Consider the following 22509-nt stretch of genomic DNA (forward strand, 5'->3'; position numbering starts at 1 on the left):
CACCATGCACAACCACGTCCCGCACGCCTCCGTTTTCATCCTGACGCCGCCCTTTGCGCCGCCCCTGCGCCGCACGGTGCTGGCGCTGCTGCTGGCCGGCTGTTTCGGCGCCGCGCAAGCCAACCCCGCCTTGCCGCAGGTGGTCAACGGACAGGCGACGTTCAACCAGCAGGGCAATATCTTCTCGATCACGAACACGCCCAACACCATCATCAACTGGCAGAGCTTTTCCATCCATGCGGGCGAAATCACGCGCTTCATCCAGCAAAACGGCAATAGCGCCGTACTCAACCGCATCACGGGACAAGACCCCAGCAAGATCCTCGGCAGCCTGGAATCGAATGGCAAGGTCTTCCTGATCAACCCGAACGGCATCGTCTTCGGCCAGGGCGCGAAGGTGGACGTGAACGGGCTGGTCGCTTCCAGCCTGGGCATGACGAATGAGGATTTCCTCGCCGGCAAGCGCCAGTTTACGGCTGGCGGCGTGGCTGGCGGCGTCGGCAATGCGGGCACCATCAATGCGGGCAAGGGCGGGCAAGTGCTCTTGATCGCGCCGAACGTGGAAAACACGGGCATCATCACGGCGCCGAACGGCGAAGTGATCCTGGCGGCCGGGCGCAGCGTGCAGCTGGCCGACCCCGGCAATCCGCAATTGCGCGTGCTCGTCTCGGCGCCAAGCGACCAGGCCCTGAACCTGGGCCAGATCATCGCCCAGGGCGGCAGCATCGGCATGGCCGGCGCACTGGTTAGCCAGCGCGGCGTGCTCAACGCTAACAGCGCCGTCGTCGGCGACAATGGCCGGATCGTCCTCAAGGCCAGCGGCAAGGCGCTGCTCGAAGCGGGCAGCGTCACCAGCGCCACGGGCACGGTGGGCAAGGGCGGCGACATCCAGGTGCTGGGCGAGCAGGTGGGTTTGCTGGGCAATGCGAAGGTCGATGCCAGCGGCGCCACGGGCGGCGGCACGGTCTTGCTGGGCGGCGACTACCAGGGCAAGAACGCGGCCGTGCAGAATGCGCGCCAGGTGCTCGTCGGCAAGGACTCCAGCGTGACCGCCGATGCCGTCAACAGCGGCAATGGCGGCAAGGTCATCGCCTGGGGCGATGAATCGGCGCAGGTGCACGGCAGCATTTCCGCACGCGGCGGCGCGCAGGGCGGCGACGGCGGTTTCGTGGAAACGTCCGGCCATTACCTGGCCGTCGGCGGCATCCGCGTCAATACGAGCGCGGCGCGCGGCAAGCGCGGCAACTGGCTGCTCGATCCTTACGATATCACCGTAATCGCCGGTTCGGACGGCCAGCTGGGCGACGTCGACCAGTTCGCCGATGCGCCATCGACTGGCAACGCCAGCATCGGCGCCGACCTCATTTCTGGCGCCAGCAGCAACGTCACCTTGCAGGCAACGCATCGCATCAATTTCAACAGCGCCATCAATATCATGCAGCAAGGCGTGGGCCTGACGGCGCAGGCGGGCGAAACGATCAATGTCAACGCATCCATCAGCACCAATGGCGGAGCCGTCAGATTGTTGGCCAATGATGCCAGCAGCGGCAGCGTTGGCGCCGTTGGCTCGCATGTGAATCTGGCCGCGCCGATCACCAGCAATGGCGGTAGCGTTTATCTGTCGGGCGCTGGCGTGAGTGGCGCCGGCGTGGTCAATGCCGGCAGCGGCCATCTGAGCCTGATCAGCAATTTCCAGGGCGGTGCTATCGACCTGACCGGTAGCGGAGATCAGTTGCAGGGCAGCGGCATTGCCGGCCAGACGGTGATCCTGCAGGCAGACAATATCGGCATTAACGGCACGCTCAACTTCGGCGGCACGGCCGGCGGCGCGAACGTGATCATCAAACCTTTGAGCAGTGCGCGCAGCATCGACCTGGGCACCAAATCGGGTGCGGCCCTGAGTTTGAACGCGGTTGAACTGGCAGGCATCTCGGCCGCGTCGCTGACCATCGGCGACGGCACGAACACGGGTGGCCTCCACATATCGGATGCGCTCGCCAGGACCGGCGATCTGCACCTCAATTCAGGTTCCGCGATCACGGCCACGGGCGCCGTGACGGTGGACGGAAGCTTTGTGCTCGACGGTGGCAGCTGGATGCAAAACGGGGCGGTCCTGCCAGGCTTCAGCGCCAGAAGCTTTGCCATCGGCAGCGGCGCCAGCTTCCTGCGCGTCACTGGCGGCGACGGTGTCACTTCACCCTATTTGCTCGTCGATATATATGGCTTGCAAGGCATCGCCAGCCTGGGTCTCGGCAACAGCTATCGCCTGGCCGGCAATATCGACGCCAGCGGCACCGTGAACTGGAACGATGGCCAGGGTTTTGTGCCCATCGCCGGTAGCGGCAGCGGTTTTTTCGGCGTGTTCGATGGCGCCGGATTTACTCTCAGCAATTTGAAAATCGACCGCAGTCTGGCATCCGGTTCGGCGGCAGGCCTGTTCGGCACCGTGCAGGGCGGCACCTTGCGCAATCTGACCCTGAGCGGCGGCAGCGTCACCGGCACGGCCAACGTGGGCGCGCTGGCGGGCAATGTTGTCAGCGGCACTATCGACAACGTGAACAGCAGCATGGCCGTCAGCGGCCAGCGCAATGTCGGCGGCCTGGTGGGCAGCAACGGCGGCGCCATCACGTTGTCCAGCAGCAGCGGCGCCGTCACCGGCGTCAATGCCGACAACGGCGGCGCCATCGGCGGCCTGGCGGGATGGAATGCGCCCGCCGCCAGCATCACGACCTCGTACGCCACCGGCGTGGTGACGGGTGCGCGCGAAATGATCGGCGGCCTGGTCGGCAACAACCAGGGCGCGCTGAGCCAGTCGTATGCCACCGGCAATGTCACTGGCGCGCGCAGCATCGGCGGCCTGGTGGGTTTGAACGGCGGCAGCATCGACGATGCGTACGCCAGCGGCGCCGTGGGCCGGTCCGGCAGTGCCGACCCCATCCTTGCCAGGGAAAACATGGGCGGGCTGGTCGGTGAAAGCACGGGCAGCGTCAGCCATGTTTTCAGCAGCGGCGCCGTGACTGGCGACGGCTATGCGGCCGTGGGCGCGGTGGCCGGCCGCGTATCCGTCGGTTCCCCGTTCAGCTATGGGTTTTTCAATTATGAAACGTCGCTGGTGCAGATGGATGCCGGCGGCTCCAGCGGCCGCAGCACGGCCCAGATGCAGCAGCAGGGCAGCTTCAACGACTACAATTTCAACAGCGTGTGGCGCATCTACGAAGGCTACACGACGCCGATGCTGAAGGCTTTCCTGAAGCCGCTGCAAGTGAACCTCTCGGGCAACGCCACGGGCAAGGTCTACGATGGCCAGTTGGCCGCTTTCCTCGGTTCGATCGGCTATGTGGGATTGCTCGACGGCGACACGGGCGTGAATGGCAGCCTCGGCTACGGCAACGCACGCAACGTGGGCAGCTATGCAGCGACGGGCCTGTGGTCGACCAAATACGACATCACCTTGGGCGGCACGACGACCTTCGCCATCACGCCGCGCGCGCTGACGGTGAGCATCGGCGGCAACGGCAAGGTCTATGACGGCGCCCTGGGCTACGACGGCGCCAGTTTCGTGCTGGGCAATCTGGTGACGGGCGACAACATCAGCGTCAGCGGCAGCGCCGCTTTCCTGGACAAGAATGTGGGCGGCAACAAGGCCGTGCACGCCAGCGGACTGGCCCTCGTCGGCAATGAACTGGGCAACTACAGCCTGGCCGCGACGACGGCGGACGGCACGGCGGCCATCACGGCGCGCCTGCTGAACTATGGCGTCTCGGGCGCGCAAAGCCGCGTCTACGACGGTGGCTTGCAGGCGGCCCTGAACGGCTACTTCGAAGGCCTCGTGACGGGCGACCAGGTCGGCATGGCGGGCTTGCAGGGCAGCTTCCGCGACAAGAACGCGGGCACTGGCAAAGTGGTCGATTACCAGGTGGCAACGGGCCACCTGACGGGCGCCGATGCGGGCAACTATGTTCTCAATGGTAATGCAGGCAGCACGACGGCCGATATCACGGCGCGTACCCTGAACGTGAGCTTTAACGGCGTCAACAAGACGTATGACGGCACGACGGGCGCGCAAGTGAACTTTGGCGACGACCGCATCCAGGGCGATGCCTTGAGCGTGGCGGGCAACGCGGCGTTTGGCAACAAGAAAGCGGGCCTTGGCAAGGCAGTGCATGTGACGAACGTGGCGTTGAGCGGCGGTGATGCGGACAACTATGTGTTGAACGCCAATGCGGGCAGCACCACGGCCGACATCGCGGCGCGTACCTTGAACGTGAGTTTTAATGGCATTAACAAGACGTACGACGGTACGACAGGCGCGCAGGTCGGCTTTGGCGACGACAGGATCAGTGGCGACAACCTGACGCTAGCGGGCAGCGCCGCCTTTGGCAACAAGAACGCGGGTATTGGAAAAACCGTCACGGTGACGAACGTGGCGTTGAGTGGCGGTGATGCGGACAACTATGTGCTGAACGCCAATGCGGGCAGCACCACGGCCGATATCGCGGCGCGTACCTTGAACGTGAGTTTTAATGGCGTCAACAAGACCTATGACGGCACGACAGGCGCGCAAGTGAACTTTGGCGACGACCGCATTCAGGGCGATGCCTTGATAGTGGCGGGTAGCGCCGCGTTTGGCAACAAGAATGCGGGTACTGGCAAGGCCGTCAATGTCACGAACGTTGCACTGAGTGGCGGCGATGCGGACAACTATGTGCTGAACGCCAATGCGGGCAGCACCACGGCCGACATCGCGGCGCGTACCTTGAACGTGAGTTTTAGCGGCATTAACAAGACGTACGACGGCACGACGGGCGCGCAAGTGAACTTTGGCGATGACCGTGTTCAAGGCGACACCCTGACGGTGGCGGGCAATGCGGCATTTGGCAACAAGAATGTGGGTGCAGGCAAGGCTGTCAATGTAAGTAATGTGGGCGTGAGCGGTAGCGACGCCGGCAACTACGTGTTGAGCAGCAATGCAGGCAGCACCACGGCCGACATCGCAGCGCGCACCTTGAACGTGAGTTTTAACGGCGTCAACAAGACGTATGACGGCACGACAGGCGCACAGGTCAGTTTTGGCGATGACCGCGTTCAAGGCGATGCCCTGACGGTGGCGGGCAGCGCGGCGTTTGGCAACAAGAATGCAGGTGCGGGAAAAACCGTCACCGTGACAAACGTGGGCGTGAGCGGTACTGACGCCGGCAACTACGTGTTGAGCAGCAATGCAGGCAGCACCACGGCCGACATCGCAGCGCGTACCTTGAACGTGAGCTTTAACGGCGTCAACAAGACCTACGACGGCACGACGGGGGCGCAAGTGAACTTTGGCGATGATCGTGTTCAAGGCGACACCCTGACGGTGGCGGGCAATGCTGCGTTTGGCAACAAGAACGCCGGTGCCGGCAAGGCCGTCAACGTCACGAACGTGGCGCTGAGCGGCGGCGATGCAGGTAACTACGTGTTGAACGCCAATGCGGGCAGCACCACGGCCGACATCGCGGCACGCACCTTGAACGTGAGCTTTAACGGCGTCAACAAGACCTACGACGGCACGACGGGCGCGCAAGTGAACTTTGGCGATGACCGTGTTCAAGGCGATACCCTGACGGTGGCGGGCAATGCGGCGTTTGGCAACAAGAACGCGGGTGCAGGCAAGGCCGTCAACGTCATGAACGTGGCGCTGAGCGGCGGCGATGCAGGTAACTACGTGTTGAATGCCAATGCTGGCAGCACCACTGCCGATATCGCGGCACGCACCTTGAACGTGAGCTTTAACGGCGTCAACAAGACCTACGACGGCACGACGGGCGCGCAAGTGAACTTTGGCGATGACCGTGTTCAAGGCGACACCCTGACGGTGGAGGGCAATGCTGTGTTTGGCAACAAAAACGCTGGTACCGGCAAGGCCGTCAACGTCACGAACGTGGGTGTGAGCGGCGGCGATGCAGGTAACTATGTGTTGAACGCCAATGCTGGCAGCACCACGGCCGACATCGCGGCACGTACCTTGAACGTGAGCTTTAACGGCGTCAACAAGACCTACGACGGCACGACGGGCGCGCAAGTGAACTTTGGCGATGACCGTGTTCAAGGCGACACTCTGACGGTGGCGGGTAACGCTGTGTTTGGCAACAAAAACGCCGGTACCGGCAAGGCCGTCAACGTCACGAACGTGGGTGTGAGCGGCGGCGATGCGAGCAACTATGTGCTGAGCAGCAATGCAGGCAGCACCACGGCCGACATCGCAGCGCGCACTTTGAACGTGAGCTTTAACGGCGTCAACAAGACCTACGACGGCACGACGAGCGCGCAAGTTAACTTTGGCGATGACCGTGTTCAAGGCGACACCCTGACGGTGGCGGGCAATGCTGCGTTCGGCAACAAAAACGCAGGCAACGGCAAGGCTGTCAATGTAAGCAACGTTGGTGTGAGCGGTAGCGACGCCGGCAACTACGTGTTGAGCAGCAATGCGAGCAGCACCACGGCCGATATCTCGGCGCGTACCTTGAACGTGAGCTTTAACGGCGTCAACAAGACGTATGACGGCACGACAGGCGCACAGGTCAGCTTTGGCGATGACCGTATTCAGGGCGATGCCTTGAGCGTGAGTGGAAATGCGGCGTTTGGCAACAAGAACGCGGGTGCCGGCAAGGCCGTCAACGTTACAAATGTGGCGCTGAGCGGCGGCGATGCGGGTAACTATGTGCTGGGCGCCAATGCGGGCAGCACCACGGCCGATATCGGCGCGCGTGCGCTGAACCTGTCCGGCGTGGCGGGCAGCAAGGTCTACGATGGCACGACGGGCGCTCAGCTGAGTCTGGGCGATGACCGTGTCGCTGGCGACAGCTTGATCGCCTCGGCAGTGGCCAACTTTGCGGACAAGAACGTGGGGGCGGGCAAGGCCGTGCAAGTGGGTGGCGCGGCGCTGACGGGTGCCGATGCGGGCAATTACTTTATCGTCTTGCCGACGGGCTTGCTGGCCAGCATCACGCCCGCCAGCCTGACCCTGGCAGGCTTGAGCGCGGCCGGCAAGGTGTATGACGGCACGACCAGCGCTGTCGTCAGCGCGTCGGCGAACGGCGTGCTGGGCCAGGATGTGGTCAGCGTGGTGGGCGGCAGCGGCAGCTTTGCCGACAAGAATGCGGGTGCCGGAAAATTGGTGACGGCCAGCGGCTTCCGCCTGGCGGGCGCCGATGCGGGCAACTACATCCTGGAAACGACAGGCGGCACGGCGCAGGCATCGATTGCACAAAAACAATTGTCCACCTGGATCGGCAGCGGCAACGGCTTGTGGAGCGATGCCGCCAACTGGGATGGCGGCGTGGTGCCGGAAGGCGCGAACGTTCTGGCTGTCGACTTTAACAACAGCAAGGGTATCGTCACTTACAGCGCGGCGGCCGGCAACACCATTCTGAAAAACCTGAACTCGGCGACGGGTTTGCTGTTGACGGGCGGCAGCTTGATCTTGGGCGAAAGCGCGTTGGACCGCTCCGTGCTGGGCGGCCTGGCTGGTCTGGAAATCAACGGCGGCAGCTTGCTGCTGAACGGCAGCCTGTCGGCGGACCGCTACGCGCAGGGCGGCGGCGTGCTGAGCGGCAACGGTAACCTGCTCGTCGCCAACAGTTTTAATCAGACTGCCGGCGCCATCCGGCTGGCGGGCCAGTTGGCCATCACCCAAGCGGCTGGCGACTTGCGCTTCGCCAGCGTGGCGGCGAACACTGTACAGCTGAACGCCTTGAACGGCGCCATCGCCCAGGACGGCGCGCTGCTTGCCGGCAGCGTGGCTGCGCAAGCGCGCGATGGCATCGTGCTGGGCAATGCTGGCAACCAGGTGGGCAGCTTTACCGCCAGCAATAGCGCAGGAGGCGGCATTGCGCTGAACAATACCTCGGCGCCCGGCACCTTGACCCTGGGAACGCTCGTCACGGGTGCAGGCAATATCGCCATCGACAACACGGGCGGCGTCGCGGCCGGCAATATCAATGCGAATGGCGGCAACGTCAGCGTGACGGCGCACAGCCCCGTCACCGTCAGCGGCAAGGTCGCGGGCAATGACATCGCGCTCAATGCCAGCACGGACGTGCTGCTGGGCGATGGGGCACAGCTGGCGGCGGCGCGCGATGTCAGCGTGACGGCGGGCCGTGACATCAGTGTCGGCGGCAATGCGAAGATCGTTAGCGGCGGCAATTTCAGCGCCAGCGCGGGCGCCAGCGTACGCTTTGCGGACACGGCCAGCGTCACCTTGCCGGCGACGGGCAGCATGAGCGTGCTGGCGAAAACGGGCAGCATCACGGGCGACTCGGGCGTGCGCGTGAACCGCCAGCGCAGCGGCGCGACACTGCTGGCGCCGAATGGCGCGGTGAGCATGGCGGACGCCATCTTCCTGCCAGCAACTACCATCGACCCGCCCGTGATTGACCCCGCCACGAGCGCGGCCATCGATGATGCCTTGCGCATCATCAAGCAGGCCGACCGCGCCAACGACCCGCTCGCTTCCACGCCGTCGGCCAAGCCGGATGACAAGAAAAAAGACAGCAAGGATGTTGCCGATGCCACAGATAAACCAACAGGATACAAATTCGATGACCCCGCCAAAAAAATGTACTGCAATTAAGGCCTTGTTGTGGCTGGCCCTGATGTGCGTGGGTGCGCACGCCTGGGCCGGGCAGGTGGCCGGCACGGTGATGCAATTGAGCGGCCCCCTGATGGCCAAGAAGGCGGATGGCAAGGTCAAAATTCTGGCCATCAAGTCCGAAGTCGAGCAGGGGGATACCTTGCTGACGGAAAAGGAAACCTATGCCTTGATCAAGCTGATCGACAATAGCGAAATCACCTTGAAACCGAATACCAGTTTCGTGATCGAACAATTCAGCTACACGGCCGAGCAGCCCGACGGCGACCACGCCATCTTCAGCTTGCTCAAGGGGGGCTTGCGCTCCGTCACGGGATTGCTGGGCAAGCGCAACAAGGAGCGCTTCGAGATGAAAACGCCGGCCGCCACCATCGGCATTCGCGGCACGACGTTTATTGCCAGCTATGTCGCTCCTTCGGCGCCGCTGCCGACGGCGCCGCCATCGGCAGGGCAGGGAATGGCTCCCGGCCTGTATGTGCACGTGATCGATGGAATGATTCATGTGACGAATCCAGTGGGCACGCAGAACTTTGCCCCGGGCCAGTTTGGCTACACGCCCAACTTCCGGCAACCTCCCGTCCTGTTGCCCGTCAATCCAGGCCTGCAGTTCACGCTGCCGCCGGCCTTTTTGCCATCGCCCTCAAGCGGCGGCGGTCCTGCCGGCGCCACCAAGCCTGCCGCCATCGACTGCGTAGTGCGTTAAGTCTTTCAGGCAAGCCCTGTTTTCCTTGCAAATAGGGCTTGACCTTCCCATCGTTGGATAGCAGATCCTGACCCTATTAGTCAATCTTTCGTACAGGATCTGCCATGAACCAGAGTGCACTCGCTCCCGCCGCTTCCCCTCCCGCCGCCGCGCATGCGCAGGCGCTGGCCATCGAAGGCATGAGCTGCGCCTCGTGCGTTGGCCGCGTGGAAAAGGCCCTGGCCGCCGTGCCCGGCGTGACCCAGGCCAGCGTCAACCTGGCCACCGAAGTGGCCAAAATCAGTTCCGACACGCCGATTCCCCTGGCCACCTTGCAGGCGGCCGTGGAAAAGGCCGGCTACACGGTGGCGCAGCGCGAAATCGACCTGAACATCGCCGGCATGACGTGCGCCTCTTGCGTGGGCCGGGTGGAAAAAGCCCTGCTGAAAGTGCCTGGCGTGCTCGTGGCCAGCGTCAACCTGGCCACGGAAAGCGCGCGCATCAAGGTGACGGGCGGCGTGGAAGCAGGCGCCCTGATCGCCGCCATCGACAAGGCCGGCTATGCAGCCAAGGCTCCCGCCGCCAGCCAGGCCAGCGCGCCCGCTGCCGCGCCCAACCGCGACGGCATGAAAGTGGCGTTCGCGGCCGTGCTGGCCTTCCCATTGATGCTGCCGATGCTGCTCGAGTGGGCCGGCATTCATCTGATGCTGCCAGGCTGGCTGCAATTCGCGCTGGCCACGCCCGTGCAGTTTTACTTTGGCGCGCGTTTCTACAAGGCGGGCTGGAAGGCGGCCCGCGCCGGCAGCGGCAACATGGATCTGCTGGTGGCGCTGGGCACGAGCGCGGCGTATGGCTTGTCCGTCTACCAGTGGCTGACGGCGGGCGAAATTCTGCCGCACCTGTATTTTGAAGCATCGGCCGTCGTCATCACCCTGGTGCTGCTGGGCAAATGGCTGGAAAGCCGCGCCAAGCGCCAAACGGCTTCGGCCATCCGTGCGCTGCAAGTCTTGCGTCCGGAATCGGCCCGCGTGCGCCGCGACGGCATCGAGATCGACTTGCCCGTGGAACAGGTGAAAGTGGGCGACCTGGTGGTGATCCGTCCCGGCGAGCGGGTGGCCGTCGATGGCGTGGTGGTGGAGGGGGCCAGCCAGATCAATGAATCCCTGATCACGGGCGAAAGCTTGCCGGTCGATAAGCATCCGGGTGACAAGGTCACGGGCGGCGCCATCAATGCCGATGGCTTGTTGCTCGTGCGCACGCAGGCCGTGGGCGGCGAGACGACCTTGTCGCGCATCATCCGCCTGGTGGAAGACGCGCAGGCGGCCAAGGCGCCGATCCAGCACCTGGTCGACAAGGTCAGCGCGATCTTTGTTCCCGTGGTGCTGGTGCTGGCGCTGCTGACCATGCTGGGCTGGTGGTTCGCTACCGGCGAGCTGGAGAACGCCATCATCAATGCCGTGGCCGTGCTGGTCATCGCCTGTCCATGCGCACTGGGCCTGGCCACGCCGACGGCCATCATGGCCGGTACGGGTGTGGCTGCCCGTTACGGCATTCTGATCAAGGATGCGGAAGCGCTGGAAGTGGCGCACGCCGTCAATACCGTCGTGTTCGACAAGACGGGCACTTTGACCATCGGCAAACCCGCACTGGCGGCCCTGCATGCGCACGGCATCGACGATGCACGCCTGTTGCAGCTGGCGGCCAGCATCCAGCGCGGCAGTGAACACAGCCTGGCGACGGCCGTGCTCGACGCGGCTGGCGCGCGCCACATCGAACCCTTGCCAGCCACGGCCCTGTCGGCCTTGCCGGGCCGCGGCCTGGCGGCCCACGTCGATGGCCTGGATTTGAAACTGGGCAGCACGCGGCTGATGCAGGAGTTGAGCGTGGATATGGCGCCGTTGGCGGAACAGGCCTTGTCGCTGGAAAACACGGGCAACACGATTTCTTGGCTGGCATCGGGAACGGAACTGCTGGGCTTGTTCGCCTTTTCCGACCAGGTCAAGCCGAATGCGCAGGCCGCCATTGCCCACTTGCATAGCCTGGGCATCCAGACGGTGATGCTGACCGGAGACAACCAGGGCAGCGCGGACGCTGTCGGCAAGCTGCTGGGCATCGACACGGTGGCGGCGAAAATGCTGCCGGCCGATAAAACCGCTAAAATTGTCGCGCTGAAAGGCGAGGGCGCGAAAGTCGCCATGGTGGGCGACGGCATCAACGATGCGCCCGCGCTGGCGGCCGCCGACGTGGGCATTGCCATGTCGACGGGCACGGACGTGGCCATGCATGCGGCCGGTATCACCCTGATGCGCGGCGATCCGGCCCTGGTGGCGGACGCCATCGATATCTCGCGCCGCACCTACAGCAAGATACGGCAGAATCTGTTCTGGGCCTTCATTTACAACCTGATCGGCATTCCGCTGGCCGCCTTTGGCTTGCTCAACCCCATGGTGGCGGGCGCGGCGATGGCCTTCAGTTCGGTCAGCGTGATCAGCAATGCCCTGTTGCTGCGCCGCTGGAAAGCCCGCAGTGCGCATACCAAGGAGTCATAGGATGAATATCGGCCAGGCGGCAAGCGAAACGGGCGTATCGGCAAAAATGATACGCTACTATGAAAGCATTACTTTGTTAAAACCCAGCGCGCGCAGCGACGCCGGTTACCGCATCTACACGCCCAACGATTTGCACGCATTGCGTTTCATCAAGCGCGGGCGGGGCCTGGGTTTTTCGCTGGAGCAAATCCGCGAACTGCTGTCGCTGTGGCAAAACGACCAGCGCGCCAGCGCGGATGTAAAAGGCATCGCGCTGGCCCACGTGGCAGACTTGAACCAGCGCATCGCCGAATTGACGGAAATGCGCGATACCTTGGCCCACCTGGCGCAATCCTGCCATGGCGACGACAAGCCCGACTGCCCCATCCTGCAAAGCCTGGGACTGGCCGGTGACAAGGAAGCGAAAGCATGTTGCCCTTGATGTAAGTCAATGGAGGTGCGTATGGCGTATGAACTGTACTATTGGCCCACGATACAGGGGCGCGGCGAATTCATCCGGCTGGCCCTGGAAGAGGCGGGCGCCGACTACCGTGATATCGCGCGTTTGCCTGAGCGCAAGGGGCAAGGCGTTTCCGCGATGCTGGCCTGCCTCGACGGCGACAGCACGCCACAGGCGGCCTACGCACCGCCCGTGCTGCGCGATGGCGAGATGCTGATCGGCCAGACGACGAATATCCTGTTCTACCTGGGCCGGCGCCTGGGGCTGGCGCCGCGCGCGGAAAGCGGCCGTTTGTGGCTGAACCAGCTGCAACTGACGATGGCCGACTGGCTGACGGAAGTGCACGACACGCACCATCCACTGTCGATGAATCAATATTATGAAGAGCAAAAACAGGCGGCCATGCTGCGCAGCGCGGATTTCCGTGCCACGCGCTTGCCCAAGTTTCTCGATTATTTCACGCAAGTGTTGCTGAACAATGGCAGCCGCGGCCAGTATCTGGTGGGTGCCAGACTCACGTATGGCGACCTGTCGCTGTTCCAGATGCTGGCGGGCCTGCAGTATGCGTTTCCGCAAGCCATGGCGCACCTCGCGCCCGAATATCCCGCCTTGTCCGACCTGCACGATGCCGTGGCGGCGCGGCCGAACATTGCCCGTTACCTGCGTTCGAAGCGCAGAATCCCATTTAACCAGGACGGCATCTTCCGCCATTATCCCGAGCTGGACGGATAAAAAATAGCCGGCGCAAAGGCCGGCTATTTTGTGTGCGTGTGGTTTATTGCGCGCTGGTAACGGGAAAGCCCGCCTCCACGATGGCCGCGCTGATGGCCCCCAGTTCGGCGGGCGATTCCACCGTGACGCGCTTGCTGGCCAGGTCGATCTGCACCTGGGCTTGCGGATCGATGGCTTGCACCGCTTTCGTGACCGAGCCGACGCAATGGCCGCAGCTCATGTTTTCAACTTGTAACTGGTACATGGCAAGCACTCCTTGAATGGTTAAGTGTGTCCACTGTAAGCCTTACCCCAATAGTAAGGTCAAGCTTAGTGCAGCAGAAAATCGACGGCTTGCATGGGCGGCGGCACGTTCTCATCCTGCAGGGATTCGCGCAGGCTGATGTCAATGGCGCGGCACATGGCGGACAGGGGCAGGTCGTTGGCGTCTTCGCCGAACGGTTCCTCGATCTCGTCGCCCAGCGCATCGAGGCCAAAGAAGGTGTAGGCGACGATGGCGACGACGAACGGCGTCATGAAACCGAGCGAATCGACGAGGCCGAAAGGCAGCAGGAAACAGTACAGATAAGCCGTGCGGTGCAGCAGCAGCGAATACGAGAACGGGATCGGCGTGCTGCGGATGCGTTCGCACGAAGCGCCCGCCGCGACCATGGCCGAGACCGTGTTATCGATCTGTGCGGTGAGGATGCTGTCGATGCGGCCTTGCCGGACGCAGTCGGCCAGGTCGTGGCCCATCTGCAGCATCAGGTAGTCGGACGGGTTCGCCGCCTTGCATGCCGCTTCCCATTCTGCCGGGCGCAGCAGCGGCTGCAAGTCGGCCGGTCCGCGCGTGTCGCGCAGCTGGTGGCGCAGCGCATGGCAAAAGGCGATGGTGCGGTAAATCATGCGCACGCGCACGTCTTCCAGGCCCAGTCTGGCGTGGGCCGGCGTGTCGCCGCGTATCATCGTCTGGCACTGGCGCGAGAAATTACGGCTGCGCAAGACCAGTTCGCCCCACAGCTTGCGCGCTTCCCAGTAGCGGTCATAGGCGGCCGTGTTGCGAAAGCCCAGGAAGATGGCTAGCGGCAAACCGATCAGGGTAAACGGGATGGTGGTGAGGATCACCTTGTGGTCGAACAAGGTGCCGTGGCACCAGGTGACGAGGGTGGCGATCAGGGTGTTGACGATCAGCGTGGTGCGGATGCGCGGCAGGACGGAGCCGCGCACGACGAGGAACAGCCGTAGCGCCGAAGGACGCTCGCGCACGATCATGCCGTACTCCCGGTTTGGGGCTGGGCTGGCGGGGAAACACGCACTTGGTGATCGGTAAGGGTGGAAAGACAGGGTGGCGATTGCCGGGAACAAAAAGCCCGCGATGTATGCGGGCTGAGCAGGGTGTGCATGGGAAGCAGAGTAGGGGAGACGGCCCGAGTATAGGCCGCAGACCTGTTTCCAGCCAATTCACAGTGATAATGGGTATTATTCATTTCATGAATGAATATTTCATTTGTAAGTGTGAATCTCAGCTTTCCGGGGCCTGTCCCTGCCGTATCTTCTTGCGGTGTTCTTCCTGCTGCCGTTTCAGTGCGGCACTGGCTGTATAGTCGTTGCGGAACCACGTCGGGTTCTTGCCGCGGCCCGGCCGGGAGCAATCAGCCAGGCTGGCCACGTCGGCGCAGTCGCAGGCGCAGTCGAACAGGGGCACGTCGCAGTCGCAATAGTCCGCCTGTGCCTGGCGGCGTGCGCTGCGCCGTGCCTGCGGATGCAGCGCGAGGTGCTGGCGATGCCGTTCGCCGCAGGCGCGCAAGCGGCGTTGCAGCAGGGGTAGGCCCGTACGCAAGCCATGGCGCGCGATGACCTTGTAGCCGTAGGCGGAACAGCTGTCGCGCCCCATGAGCACGCGATAGGCGCAGGAAAAACCTTTCCATGGCGACAGGTAACGCTGGTAGGCGCGGATGGCCCACAGGGCCAGGCGTTTGCCGCAAGTGTCGAACGAGAAAATGCCAGTTCCTTTGCCGGGGGCGTCAAGACGATGGTGTAGCATACGACAAGTATCTAAAAAATAATAGCGCCAGCGGCCTGGGCTGCCATGGTTTTCCAGCCATACCAGCCGAACGCCACTATCCACGCCAGCAAGATCGCCAGCCCCGGCAGCAACAGCCATTTTGCTGCCGTCTCTTCCCACACCACGTAAGGCTTGCCGCCGCGCGCGATGGCCAGCAGTGCCTGGCCCCCGTTCAAGCCGGCAAACGGCAGCAGGTTGAAGGCGCACAGTTTCAACGCGAACAGGGCGAATACCAGCGCAAAGCCGTGCGTGCAGGCAAAGGTTTCTCCATCACCCAGCAATGCCTGCGCCGTCGACAATGGCGCCAGCGCGCCGTGCAGGATTTGCCCGAAGGCGGCGAGGAAACCGTCCCAGCCCGAAGCTCCCATGATGCCCAGCGACAAGGCCAGCAAGACGGCCACGCCGCTCAATGGCAGCAGCACCTGCTTCCACAGCGGCTGGAAATTATAGGCGTCCAGGCAGGGATCGTCGTCATACAGCATTTCTTCGCGCGTATCCTTCAGCACCACATTGCCGGCCAGCGGCAGCAGCTTGAGGTGGATTTTCCCCATGGTCACCAGGGTGGGTCCCACGCCGTAGCTGATGCCGCGCACGGTGATGCCCAATGCGCGGGCGCACGCGGCCATGACGGAAATGTGGATCAGCATGAAGAGGATGAAGCAGAGCAGCAACTGAAAGGCGGGATGCATCGGGTGAGGTGTCCAGGAAGAAGGGAGCGGTATTAGAACATGCCGCCACGAAAAGCTGCGCACATGAAAAAAGCCCCGTCCGCATCGCTGCAGCCGGGGCTTTCGAATGGCTGGGCAGCTCGCGCCGCCCGCTAACACTTACAGCACTTCGCTGGCGTGGTCGGCCAGGCGCGAACGCTCGCCGCGGGCCAGGGTGACGTGGCCGCTGTGGGTCCAGCCCTTGAAGCGGTCGACCACGTAGGTCAGGCCGCTCGAGCCTTCCGTCAGGTACGGCGTGTCGATCTGTGCGATGTTGCCCAGGCACAGGATCTTCGTGCCGGGACCGGCGCGCGTGACCAGGGTCTTGACTTGTTTTGGCGTCAAGTTTTGCGCTTCGTCGATGATGAGGAACTTGTTCACAAACGTGCGGCCGCGCATGAAGTTGAGCGACTTGATCTTGATGCGCGAGCGGATCAGGTCTTGCGTTGCCGCACGGCCCCATTCGCCGCCATCGGAGTCGGACTTGTTCAGCACTTCCAGGTTGTCGTCGAAGGCGCCCATCCATGGCGACATTTTTTCTTCTTCCGTGCCTGGCAGGAAACCGATGTCTTCGCCCACCGGCACCGTGACGCGGGTGACGATGATTTCATTGTAGAGCTTGGTTTCCAGCACTTGCGCCAGGCCGGCGGCCAGGGCCAGCAGGGTCTTGCCGGTACCGGCCTGGCCCAGCAGGGTGACGAAGTCGCACTCCGGATTCATCAGCAAGTTCAGCGCGAAGTTCTGCTCGCGGTTGCGCGCCGTCACGCCCCATACATTGTTCTTCGTGTGGCTGAAGTCGCGCAGGGTTTGCAGCACGGCCGTCTTGCCGTTGATCTGCTTCACCTGGCCGTAGAACGGCGTTTCGCCGTTTTTCGGTTCCAGGTAGATGAACTGGTTGACCAGCAAGGATGGAATGAACGGGCCCGTCACGCGGTAGAAGGTGGAGCTGTAGCCATTCTTGCTTTCCTGCCACGATTCCATGTCCTTGCCGTGCTTGTTCCAGAAGTCATCCGGCAATTGCACGATGCCCGAGTACAGCAAGTCCGTGTCTTCCAGCACATGGTCGTTGAAGTAATCTTCGGCTGGCAAGCCCAGGGCGCGCGCCTTGATGCGCATGTTGATGTCTTTCGACACCAGGACGACGGGGCGGCCTTCCTGTTCCGATTCCAGCGAACGCACGACGGCGAGGATCTGGTTGTCGGCCTTGCCCACTGGCAAGCCAGCCGGCAGGTCGGCGCTTTGCAAACGCGTCTGGAAGAACAGACGGCCCTTGGCATCCTTGTTGCCCAGCTTGGACAGCAAGATGCCGTGTTCGATGGCGTCGTCGTCCGTGTTGCTGATCAGGGCGTCCAGGGTGCGCGAGACCTGGCGCGCATTGCGCGCCACTTCCGTCATGCCTTTTTTATGGTTGTCCAGCTCTTCCAGGGTCATCATCGGCAGGTACACATCGTGTTCCTCGAAGCGGAACAGCGACGATGGATCGTGCATCAGCACGTTCGTGTCGAGCACGAACAGCTTGCTGATGCCGCGCTGGTCGGCGGCGCGGCTGGCGGACGACTTGAGCTGCACTTCCACCGCCTTGTGCTTGGCCGGATGTGGCTGCTCGGCTTGCTTGACGGGTTTGATCGGCGTGACCTTGCCTTTTGCCGCCGGCTTGGCTTTCGCCGCAGGCGCAGCAACGGCGGCAGGCGCGGCCGCAACCGGGGCAGGCGCAGCAACGGCTGGCACAGGCTTGGCGACCATCAGGGCCGCCACTTGCTTGATCTTCGTGGCCGCATTGCGGACCGGCTTGGCAACTTCGGCGATCGCCGCTTCAATAATCGGTGCAGCCACTTTCTTGGCTGCCGGGGTTTTGGGGGCCGGGCGCGCTGCGCCTGCGGTTGGGTAATCTTGGGTGGCCAGGATGGTGGCTGGCTTGCTCGGTAATTTTGGCAGTGGCATCAGGATCTCAATCAAAAAATTTCTGGAATGAATCTCCCATGGGCAGCCAGCTTCTGGCGGCACTTCTCATGGGGGGATGCGAGGGGAACAACAATGCTACAGGACGAGAAACTGCCGGAAGGCCGGCAGCATGGCCGGTCATGGACGCCATCGGCGGGCTGCAGGCCCGCCTGGCGGAGTGGGTGGAGGCGCTTCGTTGACTCAAAATGGCGATAGGTACCGTGAACTGAACTGCGGTTGAACCAGGCTCGCTGGAAGCCGACAACGCGCATTGGATCAATATGGACGATCAATTCAGATGCGCTACGAATTCCAGCACTTCTTCCACGTGAGTTGCGACCTTCACGCCTCTCCATTCTTTCACCAATCGGCCCTGGGCGTCAATCACAAACGTACTGCGCTCGACGCCACGGACCGTCTTGCCGTACATCTGTTTCATCTTCATGACGTTAAACAGCAGGCAAACGGCTTCGTTCGGGTCGGAAATGAGCTCGAATGGCAGCTCCAGTTTGGCTTTGAAGCTTTCGTGCGAGCGCAGGGAATCGCGGCTGATGCCGTAGATTTCCACGCCGGCGGCGACGAATTGCGGATACGCATCACGGAAAGCGATGTTTTCCGTGGTGCAGCCAGGGGTGTTGTCCTTCGGATAGAAAAACAGCACCGTGGCCTTGGCCGGGCGGCCCAGCAACTGAAAGGTTTTGCCGCTGGTCATGGCGGCGTTAAAGTCGGGTATGCTAACGAGGGATTGGCTATCAGCCACAGGTTCTCTCCTGAACGGTGATCATCAGCGCTGGTTTTTAATCTGGCAACGCATCCAGGTGCAACAATACAGCATTCAGGCCGCTTTGCCCTGCACAATCAGGCGCCCCGAACGCCCGGGCAACTCATCCCAGGTGATGGGGCAAACGGGCAAGTCCGTATTTTTTATCTTTTCATAATAATCGCCCATCGCTGCGAACTGGTAGCCTTGGGCTTTCCAGCCAGCCAGCAGTTGTTCGAAAATGGGGGCGAGTTTCTGTCCTTCAAGTTCCGCATGCAAGGTATACACGTGATCTCGGGGATTATCCGCCGTCAGCGACAATATATGCGCGGCAACATTGCCGATCGTGATCAGTTTGCCGTCGATTTCGCAGCCCAGCAATTCATCCAGGGTGGGCAGGGTGGTGGGCAATTGCACGCATTGCAGGATGGTGTTGCCGTTGCGCACGCGGTGCGGGCCTTGCGACGGCTGCGCCATGGCGCCGCGCGCGTCGAGCATGGCGCGGCCGTCGGAGGCAAAGCGGTAGCCGGCCGTGTCGTGCTCGACAAAGGCGCTGACGTTCATTTGCCAGCCGGCCGCGCCGTGCGTGTGCGGCTTGGTGCCGAACACCTGTTCGTAGCGGTTGGCGGCCTTGCGCATCATGTTGATGGTCCAGGCGGCGTTGCGCTTGGCCACGTTGTCTTGCCACAGGGTGTGATCCCACGTGTGGATGCCGCACTCGAAACCGGCATCGCGCACGGCGCGCAATTGCGTCGCGCATTGCTTGCCGATATCGGGTCCCGGCAGCAAGGTGCCGTACATTAATGTCTTCAAGCCGTAGTGCTCGACCACCGACGTGCGCGACACCTTGCTGAAAAAGCCGGGCTTCAAGGCGCGCCGCAGGGCCCAGCCCGTGTGGTCGGGGCCCAGCGAGAACAGAAAGGTGGCCTTGGCCTGGTGCGCGGCCAGCATGCGCACCAGATTGCCCATGCCTTCACGGGTGCCGCGATAGGTATCGACGTCGATTTTCAGGGTCAGGAACGGCTTGCTCAACATTAATCCATCAGGGCTTTGGCTTGGGCTACCTGGCTGCGGTAGGCGTCGAAAATATTGCGCAGGGAATCGGCCATGGTGGTGGTCGGCGCCCAGCCCAGCTCTTCGCAGGTATTCGTGATTTTCGGCACGCGGTTTTGCACGTCCTGGTAGCCGGCGCCGTAGTAGGCGCCCGAAGTCGTTTCCACGATTTTCACGTGTTTCGCGCCTTCGGCGTATTCCGGATATTCGGTGGCCAGGGTCAGCATCATGCCGGCCAGGTCGCGGATCGAATAGTTGTTGGTCGGATTGCCAATGTTGTAGATCTTGCCGCTGGCGATGCCGTTCTTGTTGGCGATGATGCGCATCAGCGCGTCGATGCCGTCGTCGATGTAGGTGAACGCGCGTTTCTGCGCGCCGCCGTCCACCAGCGAGATGTTCTCGCCGCGCACGATATGGCCGAAGAACTGCGTCACCACGCGCGAGGAACCTTCTTTTGGCGTGTGGATCGAGTCCAGGCCAGCGCCGATCCAGTTGAATGGACGGAACAGGGTGAAGTTCAAGCCTTCCATGCCGTAGCCCCAGATCACGCGGTCCATCAGCTGCTTGGCGTTCGAGTAGATCCAGCGCGGCTTGTTGATCGGGCCGCAGATCAGTTCCGAGTTTTCCGGATCGAATTCCTCGTCATGGCACATGCCATACACTTCCGAGGTCGACGGGAAGACCAGGTGCTTGCCGTACTTGGCGGCCGAGCGGACGATGGGCAGGTTGGCTTCGAAGTCCAGTTCGAAGACGCGCAGCGGCTGCTTGACGTAGGTCGACGGCGTGGCGATGGCCACCAGCGGCAGGATCACGTCGCATTTCTTGACGTGGTACTCGACCCATTCCTTGTTGATCGTGATGTCGCCTTCGAAGAAGTGCATGCGCGACTTGTAGTTGTCATCTTCCAGCAATTCCGTGATGCGGTCCGTGTTCATGTCCATGCCGTAGACATGCCAGTCGGTGGTTTCCAGGATGCGCTTGGACAGGTGGTGGCCGATGAAGCCGTTGACGCCTAAGATGAGGACTTTTTTCATGTGAGATTCTCTTGTGTGATATCAGTGTGTGCTGACGCGGGTGGTCAGACTTGCTTGCAATTGCTGAGCCGAAACCGGCTCCCCGGCAGCCCTCAGCGCGGAAATGGCCAGCATGTGGCCGTCTCCGCAGACGCCAAAGATGCAATTATCCACTACCGCCAAGCCCGGTGGCAAACTTCCTGCTGAATGCTTGCTTAAACGGGCTTTTTCGATGGTGTAAATAACATTGTTGACTTCGGTGAACGCGCCGGGATAGGGCGGCGCGACGGCCCGGTGCAAGTTGTATACCTGCTGCGCGGGTAACTTCCAGTCGATGCGGCCGTCTTCCGGCGTGCGTCCGCCAAAGTAGCCGCCCTGGCGCAAATCGTTGAGCTGGCGCGGCGCCGTGCCGTCCAGCAAGGCTGGCAGCACGTGCCACAGGGTTTGTTCCGCCGCCACGGTGACCTTGCCGAAGACTTCGAAAGCCGTGTCGTCGGGCAGGATGGGGACGGCCGTTTGCGCGACGATGGCGCCGGCATCGGGCTTGACCGTCATTTCATGCAGGGTGGCGCCCGTTTGCGGGGCACCGTGCAGCACGGCCCAGTTGACGGGTGCGCGGCCGCGGAACTGCGGCAGCAGCGAACCGTGCATATTGTAGGCGGGCGCGACTTCCAAAATGCTAGCCGGCAGCATGTGACGGTAGTAAAAACTGAACAGCATGTCCGGTTTGGCTGCCTGCACCTGCGCCAGCAGTTCAGGCGCGCGTGCGTCCGATGGCGTGATGTAGGGGATGCCTTCGGCCTGGCACAGGCCGGCGACGGATTCGAACCACAGGTTTTCCGTGGGGCTGTCTTCGTGCGTGACGACCAAGGCGATATCGACGCCGCCGGCCAGCAGCACCTTGATGCAGCGCACGCCCACATTGTGGTAGCCGAAGACGACGGCGCGCGGGGCGCCCATCAGCGGCCCACCTGGCGTTTTTCCAGGCGCACGTACGATGGCGCCTCGGCTTCCGCCTGGACCATGCCGTCCTGCAAGATGGTTTGCACCACATAGCGGGGGCGGGCGCGCACTTGCTGGAAGATGCGTCCCACGTACTCGCCCACGAGGCCGATGCCGAACAGGATCACGCCCATCAGGAAGAAGGCGATGGCGAACAGGGTGAATACGCCCTGCGCCTCGGCGCCGAACAGGAAGCGGCGCGCCAGCAGATAGATCACCAGTCCGGCCGAACTGAGCGACAGCAGCATGCCCAGCATCGAGAAAATTTGCAGGGGAATCAGCGAAAAGCCCGTGACCAGGTCGAAATTGAGGCGGATCAGGCTATACAGCGAGTATTTCGACTCGCCGGCTGCCCGTTCCTCGTGTTCGACGGTAATTTCCGTGGGCTTGCGGGCAAACGTGTAGGCCAGGGCGGGCACGAAGGTGTTGACTTCGGCGCACTGGTTGACCAGGTCGATCACGTTGCGGCCGTAGGCGCGCAGCATATTGCCCTGGTCCGTGATCTTGATGTTGGTGATGCGCTCGCGCAGCCGGTTCATCATCTTCGAGGCCAGGGTGCGCCAGGCGGAATCTTGCCGCTTGCGCCGGATCGAGCCCACGTAATCGTAGCCTTCGCGCATCTTCGCCACGAGGTTGCCGATTTCTTCGGGCGGGTTCTGCAAGTCGGCGTCGAGCGTGACCATGATCTGCCCGCGCGAGGATTCAAAGCCGGCCAGGATGGCCATGTGCTGGCCATAATTACCGTTGAACAAGACGACGCGCGTGACGTCGGGGCGCTGGCGGAACTGTTCCGCCAGGATGGCCACCGAATTGTCGCGGCTGCCATCGTTGATGAAGATGATCTCGTAGCTCGTCTGCAAGGCATCGAGGGCCGGATACAGGCGGGCGAACAGGCTGGCCAGGCCATCCTGCTCGTTGTAGATCGGAATGATAACGGACAGTTCAGGTTTCATCGGCGCGC

The 22509-nt window shown here is 62.5% G+C and carries 15 protein-coding genes; 5 read left to right on the forward strand and 10 right to left on the reverse strand.

All coding sequences use genetic code 11. The features are described from left to right. The first annotated feature begins 4 nt into the window (after positions 1-4). The 5 genes from ASN89_RS09415 (at position 5) to ASN89_RS09435 (ending at position 13028) form a co-directional block, all read left to right on the forward strand. On the forward strand, positions 5-8608 hold the full coding sequence (locus tag ASN89_RS09415; protein WP_058049081.1) for a YDG domain-containing protein: 8604 nt from the start codon (positions 5-7) through the stop codon (positions 8606-8608). A gap of 4 nt (positions 8609-8612) precedes the next feature. After that, on the forward strand, positions 8613-9329 hold the full coding sequence (locus ASN89_RS09420) for a FecR domain-containing protein (RefSeq protein WP_414842509.1): 717 nt from the start codon (positions 8613-8615) through the stop codon (positions 9327-9329). A 104-nt stretch (positions 9330-9433) separates the two neighbouring features. Continuing rightward, positions 9434-11857, forward strand: a complete 2424-nt coding sequence (locus tag ASN89_RS09425) for a heavy metal translocating P-type ATPase (RefSeq protein ID WP_058049082.1) — start codon at positions 9434-9436, stop codon at positions 11855-11857. A gap of 1 nt (position 11858) precedes the next feature. Next, complete coding sequence (gene cueR / locus ASN89_RS09430) at positions 11859-12278, forward strand: Cu(I)-responsive transcriptional regulator (protein WP_034750463.1); 420 nt, start codon at positions 11859-11861, stop codon at positions 12276-12278. A gap of 21 nt (positions 12279-12299) precedes the next feature. Further along, the gene (locus ASN89_RS09435; protein WP_058049083.1) at positions 12300-13028 is read left to right on the forward strand and encodes a glutathione S-transferase family protein; all 729 of its coding nucleotides are present in this window, start codon (positions 12300-12302) and stop codon (positions 13026-13028) included. 43 nt (positions 13029-13071) lie between these two features. On the opposite strand, the gene ASN89_RS09440 is transcribed toward ASN89_RS09435, so the two are convergent. The 10 genes from ASN89_RS09440 to ASN89_RS09485 form a co-directional block, all read right to left on the reverse strand. Beyond that, a complete protein-coding gene (locus tag ASN89_RS09440) occupies positions 13072-13272 on the reverse strand; it encodes a heavy-metal-associated domain-containing protein (RefSeq protein WP_034750458.1) in 201 nt (66 codons plus the stop codon). 65 nt (positions 13273-13337) lie between these two features. Continuing rightward, entirely contained in the window at positions 13338-14279 is a 942-nt protein-coding gene (locus ASN89_RS09445; protein WP_058049084.1) for a bestrophin family protein, read from the reverse strand. 250 nt (positions 14280-14529) lie between these two features. Next, positions 14530-15051, reverse strand: a complete 522-nt coding sequence (yidD, locus tag ASN89_RS09450; protein WP_058049085.1) for a membrane protein insertion efficiency factor YidD — start codon at positions 15049-15051, stop codon at positions 14530-14532. Between the two features lie 11 nt (positions 15052-15062). Further along, positions 15063-15761 carry a site-2 protease family protein gene (locus ASN89_RS09455; protein ID WP_058049086.1) on the reverse strand — a complete coding sequence of 233 codons (699 nt, stop codon included), beginning with the start codon at positions 15759-15761 and terminating at the stop codon, positions 15063-15065. Between the two features lie 138 nt (positions 15762-15899). Continuing rightward, a complete protein-coding gene (locus ASN89_RS09460; RefSeq protein WP_058049087.1) occupies positions 15900-17720 on the reverse strand; it encodes a PhoH family protein in 1821 nt (606 codons plus the stop codon). Positions 17721-18009: 289 nt separating this feature from the next. Beyond that, positions 18010-18480 carry a peroxiredoxin gene (locus ASN89_RS09465; protein ID WP_058049088.1) on the reverse strand — a complete coding sequence of 157 codons (471 nt, stop codon included), beginning with the start codon at positions 18478-18480 and terminating at the stop codon, positions 18010-18012. Positions 18481-18555: 75 nt separating this feature from the next. Continuing rightward, positions 18556-19515, reverse strand: coding sequence for a polysaccharide deacetylase family protein (locus ASN89_RS09470; protein WP_058049089.1), 960 nt, complete (start codon positions 19513-19515; stop codon positions 18556-18558). After that, positions 19515-20567: a bifunctional UDP-4-keto-pentose/UDP-xylose synthase gene (locus tag ASN89_RS09475; RefSeq protein WP_046685777.1), complete on the reverse strand. Its 1053-nt coding sequence runs from the start codon at positions 20565-20567 to the stop codon at positions 19515-19517. The genes ASN89_RS09470 and ASN89_RS09475 overlap by 1 nt, the downstream gene beginning before the upstream one ends. Positions 20568-20588: 21 nt before the next feature. Beyond that, the gene (locus tag ASN89_RS09480) at positions 20589-21506 is read right to left on the reverse strand and encodes a formyltransferase (RefSeq protein ID WP_058049090.1); all 918 of its coding nucleotides are present in this window, start codon (positions 21504-21506) and stop codon (positions 20589-20591) included. After that, positions 21506-22501, reverse strand: a complete 996-nt coding sequence (locus tag ASN89_RS09485; RefSeq protein ID WP_046686229.1) for a glycosyltransferase — start codon at positions 22499-22501, stop codon at positions 21506-21508. The genes ASN89_RS09480 and ASN89_RS09485 overlap by 1 nt, the downstream gene beginning before the upstream one ends. Positions 22502-22509: the final 8 nt, after the last annotated feature.

The organism is Janthinobacterium sp. Ant5-2-1 (genome assembly GCF_001445815.1).
In the GTDB taxonomy this organism is placed as follows: domain Bacteria; phylum Pseudomonadota; class Gammaproteobacteria; order Burkholderiales; family Burkholderiaceae_D; genus Janthinobacterium; species Janthinobacterium lividum_E.